This window comes from Orrella sp. 11846 (assembly GCF_048820935.1).
GTDB lineage: Bacteria > Pseudomonadota > Gammaproteobacteria > Burkholderiales > Burkholderiaceae_B > Algicoccus.
In genome coordinates, this window is record NZ_JBMERD010000080.1 from 1 (window position 1) to 211 (window position 211).

Sequence of the window (211 nt, forward strand, 5' to 3'; positions counted from 1 at the left end):
TTAATGGTGTTTAACCGTCTTTGTGACGCAGACTCCAAGCTTGGAGCGTTACGCTGGGTCAAGACAGTCAGCCTGCCCGAGATGGACCTCACTTCTGTGAGTCATCAGCAGTTACTACGCACGATGGACGCCATTCTGGAACATCAAGATGTGATTGATGAGGTACTGGCGGATGCGGTCAGACCCTTGGTCAATGATGATTTGTCGGTGG

General features: G+C 51.2%; 1 pseudogene. It reads left to right on the forward strand.

Going from position 1 to position 211, the window contains the following annotated elements:
* A pseudogene (locus ACOI06_RS14695) lies at positions 1 to 211 on the forward strand (IS1634 family transposase); the annotation flags it as partial.